Consider the following 3,804-nt stretch of genomic DNA (forward strand, 5'->3'; position numbering starts at 1 on the left):
GCGTGTACTGGCTCATCGAGCCGGAAATGTCGGCCAACACCACCAGTGGCGGATGAACCTCGCGGGCTGAGCGGAATTTCGGCAGGATCAGTTCGCCGCCGGTGCGCGCGGCCGAACGCATCATGGCGCGCGGATCGATGCGGCGGCCATGCGCATCGGCCTTGAAGCGCCGCGTCCGCACCATGTCGAAAGGCAACCGCAACTGCGCGATCGCCTTCTTGGCGTCGGCCATCTCGGCGGCGTTCATCTGGGCAAAATCCTTGGCCCGCAGCACCTCGTTGCCGGAAAAGGTGAAGCGGGCGTCGACCTCGATCTCGGGAATTTCCTGTGGCGGCTGGTTCTTCTGGTGTCCCTCGAACATCGCCTGGCTGACCCGGTTTTCAGCGGCTCGTGGCTTCTGCTTTTCCCTGGTGTCGGGCGCCACCGGCGAAAACATCGCCAGCATCTTTTCGATCAGTTCGCGCGACTTCCAGAACAGCCGGAAGGCCTCGTCGAAAATGGCGTGATCCTCATGCCGCGACACCAGCACCGCGTGCAGCGTCCAGTAGAAATCGTCGCGCGAACCGATGCCCGCGGCGAGCACCGCCTCGATGGCGTCCTTGACCGAGGCCGGCCCGACCCGCATGCCCGCCTTGCGCAAGGTGCGGGCAAAATAGACGATGTTGTCGGCGATCCGCCCGTGCGGCATGGCCTCTTTTGGCTCGGGGCGCGGCATCGCCTACTCCGCCGCCGAAAGCTCGGCCTTCACCTCGTTGAGGATGCGCCGGCCTTCGCCCTGCTCGATGCGGGCAATGTCGTCCTGGTATTTCAACAGCACGCCGATCGTATCGGAGACGGTTTCCGGATCGAGCGCCACCTTGTCGAGCTCGGTCAGCGCGCCGGCCCAGTCGATGGTTTCGGCGACACCCGGCACCTTGAACAGCTCGATCTGGCGCAGCTTCTGGATGAAGGAGACCACTTCGGCCGAAAGGCGCTGGTTGGCCTGCGGCACCTTGCGGCGCACGATCTCCAACTCGCGCTCGGCATTGGGATAGTCGACCCAGTGATAGAGGCAGCGCCGCTTCAGCGCGTCGTGGATCTCACGGGTGCGGTTGGTGGTGATGATGACGATCGGCGGCTCTTCCGCCTTGATGGTGCCGAGCTCGGGCACCGTCACCTGGAAGTCGGACAGGATTTCGAGCAGGAAGGCCTCGAACGCCTCGTCGGTGCGGTCGAGCTCATCGATCAGGAAAACCGGGGCAGCCCCCGCCTTGCCGGTCAGCGCATCGAGCACCGGGCGGCGGATCAGGTATTTTTCGGAGAAGACGTTGCGCTCCATGGCGGAGCGCTCGACCTTGCCGGCCGCCTCCTCCATGCGGATCTCGATCATCTGCGCGGCGTAGTTCCACTCGTAGACGGCGGACGAGACGTCAAGGCCTTCATAGCATTGCAGGCGGATCAGCCGGCGGCCGAGCGCCTGTGCCAACACCTTGGCGATCTCGGTCTTGCCGACGCCGGCCTCGCCCTCAAGGAAAAGCGGCCGCTTCATACGCAACGACAGGAACAGTACGGTCGCCAGCGACCGGTCCGCCACATAGTCCGCACCGGTCAGGAGATCGAGCGTCTCGTCGATCGTCCGTGGCGCGGCGCGCGGTTTCAGCTCGGTCATTCTTTCTCCGTGAACGCCGCCGCTCCGCTTTCCAGTACGTGGTAGCCGCGGGCGTGATAGATCAGCGGCCGCAAATTATCGCCCATCCGCAGGCCTGTCACCTTGCCAAAAAGCACACGATGGGTGGCCAGGTCCTTGGTATCGATCAATTCGCAGTCGAACACGGCGAGCGCACCCTTCAGCGTCGGCGCGCCGGTGGAGATCACGTCCCATTCGCCGAGCGCGAAGCGCTCCTCAACCGGCAAGCCGGTGATTCCGGAAAAGCCGACTGACAGCGGCTCCTGGTGGGAAGCCAGGGTGTTCAAGGCAAACCTGCCGTTTTTCACGAACGGTTCGTTCTTGGGATTTTCGCGATTGAGACAGACCAGGATGGTCGGCGGGGTGTCCGAAACCGAGCAGGCCGCGATCACCGTCGCGCCGCGCTTGCCGGCCGGCCCGTCGGTGGTGACCACATGGACGTGGCCGGCAAAGTGGCTCATCGCGTCGCGATAGGCCTGCGGCCCAATGTCGTTCTTCTTCAGCACCGTATTTTTTCCATTGTCAGGATCCTATCGACATATATGGCCAGACATAGCCCGCCACAAGCGAAGTGCCTGAGCCATATCCCGAAATTCGCGTGTTGCACCAAGGCCGGGCAGCCTTTAGGTCTTGGCGGCAACAGTGCCGGGAGCATAGGACCGGCCCGGAGGATCCCATCGCTCGAATGCGACCCAGGACAAGAACAATAGCGGCGCTGTTCTGGCTGTTCCTGGCCAGTGGTGCGGATGCCCGGACGCTGCTGGTCGGCGTCTCGGCGCCCCTGTCGGGACCATCGGCCATTCTCGGCAAGCAGATCGAGGCCGGTACCGGTATGGCCGCCGAAGCGGACGGCATCGAACTCAAGACCGTGGATGATGCCTGCACCGCCGATGGCGGCGCTGCCGCGGCCAGGGAATTCGCAGCCGTCAAGGTCAATATCGTGGTCGGCTTTCTCTGCACCGAGGCGATCGAGGCGGCGATGCCGATCCTGAAGGACGCCAACATTCCGGTCATCACCATTGGCGTGCGAACCGAAAGCCTGACCGACCGCCGCGCCAAGACCGGCTGGCCGGTCTATCGCCTCGGACCACGCGGCGACGATGAGCGCAATGCGGTCGCGTCAGCCCTCACCCGCCTGTGGCAAAACGAATTGTTCGCCATTATCGACGACGGGACCATCTACGGCCGTGAAATCGCCGAGACGTTGCGGGCAGCGGCCGAACAGGCAGCGCTGAAACCTGTGTTCGTCGACACGTTCCGGCCCCAGCTCGACAATCAGATCGGCATGATCGGTCGGCTGAAGAAGGCCGGCGCGACGCATGTCTTTGCCGGCGGCGATGGCGACGACATCGCCATCATGGGCCGCGATGCCGCACAGCTTCAGGCGGGCATCGTCTTTGCCGGCGGCGAGAATCTGCGCACGCCGCCCGGCGACGTGCCCTATTCCTTGGGCACACTGATGATCGCACCGCCGGAATGGGCCGATGTCGCCGATCCAAAAGTGCTGGCGGCCTTTGCCGCGCAGAAAGTCGTGCCCGACGGCTATACGCTGCCGGCCTTTGCGGCGGTCGAAATCGCCAAGGCAGCGTCGGGCTTGTCCGAAAGCTCGGGCAAACCACTGACCGAAGCTCTGACCGGACAGGATTTCACCACGGCGATCGGGCCGATCCGGTTTGATGCGAAAGGCGATCTCAGCCGGAGCCCCTACCGCGTCTTCCGCTTCGATGGCACGCGCTTTGCGCCCTTGGAAAGCAACTGATGTTTCGCACCGGCCCACGCAACCTGATCACCGACGTTGCCGGCCTGCGCGTCGGCAATGCGTCCGACGCCAGGCTGAAATCCGGGGTAACGACCGTGCTTTGCGATGCGTCCACAGTGGCCGGCGTTCAGATCCTGGGCGGTGCGCCGGGCACCCGCGAGACCGACCTGCTCGAACCGCACAATTCCGTCGATGTGGTGCACGCCGTGGTGCTTTCGGGCGGTTCGGCTTTCGGCCTCGACGCGGCCTCCGGCGTGCAGGCGGCGTTGCGTGAACGCGGCATCGGCCTCGAGGTCGGCGGTTTTCGCGTTCCGATCGTGCCGTCGGCGATCCTGTTCGACCTGCGCAATGGCGGCGGCAAGGACTGGGGCCGTTTTCC

The 3,804-nt window shown here is 64.4% G+C and carries 5 protein-coding genes; 2 read left to right on the top strand and 3 right to left on the bottom strand.

Annotation, left to right across the window (positions count from 1 at the left end; translation table 11 throughout):
- From EN955_RS33885 to EN955_RS33895, 3 genes are all read right to left on the bottom strand, one after another.
- On the bottom strand, positions 1 to 715 hold a 715-nt coding region (locus tag EN955_RS33885), incomplete at its 3' end, for a VWA domain-containing protein (RefSeq protein WP_127223559.1).
- A gap of 3 nt (positions 716 to 718) precedes the next feature.
- On the bottom strand, positions 719 to 1,648 hold the full coding sequence (locus tag EN955_RS33890; RefSeq protein ID WP_013532114.1) for a MoxR family ATPase: 930 nt from the start codon (positions 1,646 to 1,648) through the stop codon (positions 719 to 721).
- On the bottom strand, positions 1,645 to 2,172 hold the full coding sequence (locus tag EN955_RS33895; RefSeq protein WP_013532115.1) for a flavin reductase: 528 nt from the start codon (positions 2,170 to 2,172) through the stop codon (positions 1,645 to 1,647). The genes EN955_RS33890 and EN955_RS33895 overlap by 4 nt, the downstream gene beginning before the upstream one ends.
- 179 nt (positions 2,173 to 2,351) lie before the next feature.
- On the opposite strand from EN955_RS33895, the gene EN955_RS33900 reads away from it, so the two are divergent.
- Together EN955_RS33900 and EN955_RS33905 are read left to right on the top strand one after the other, a co-directional pair.
- The gene (locus tag EN955_RS33900; RefSeq protein ID WP_013532116.1) at positions 2,352 to 3,425 is read left to right on the top strand and encodes an ABC transporter substrate-binding protein; all 1,074 of its coding nucleotides are present in this window, start codon (positions 2,352 to 2,354) and stop codon (positions 3,423 to 3,425) included.
- On the top strand, positions 3,425 to 3,804 hold a 380-nt coding region (locus EN955_RS33905), incomplete at its 3' end, for a P1 family peptidase (protein WP_206523773.1). The genes EN955_RS33900 and EN955_RS33905, both read left to right, overlap by 1 nt.

The organism is Mesorhizobium sp. M7A.F.Ca.CA.001.04.2.1 (genome assembly GCF_003998485.1).
Lineage (GTDB): Bacteria > Pseudomonadota > Alphaproteobacteria > Rhizobiales > Rhizobiaceae > Mesorhizobium > Mesorhizobium ciceri.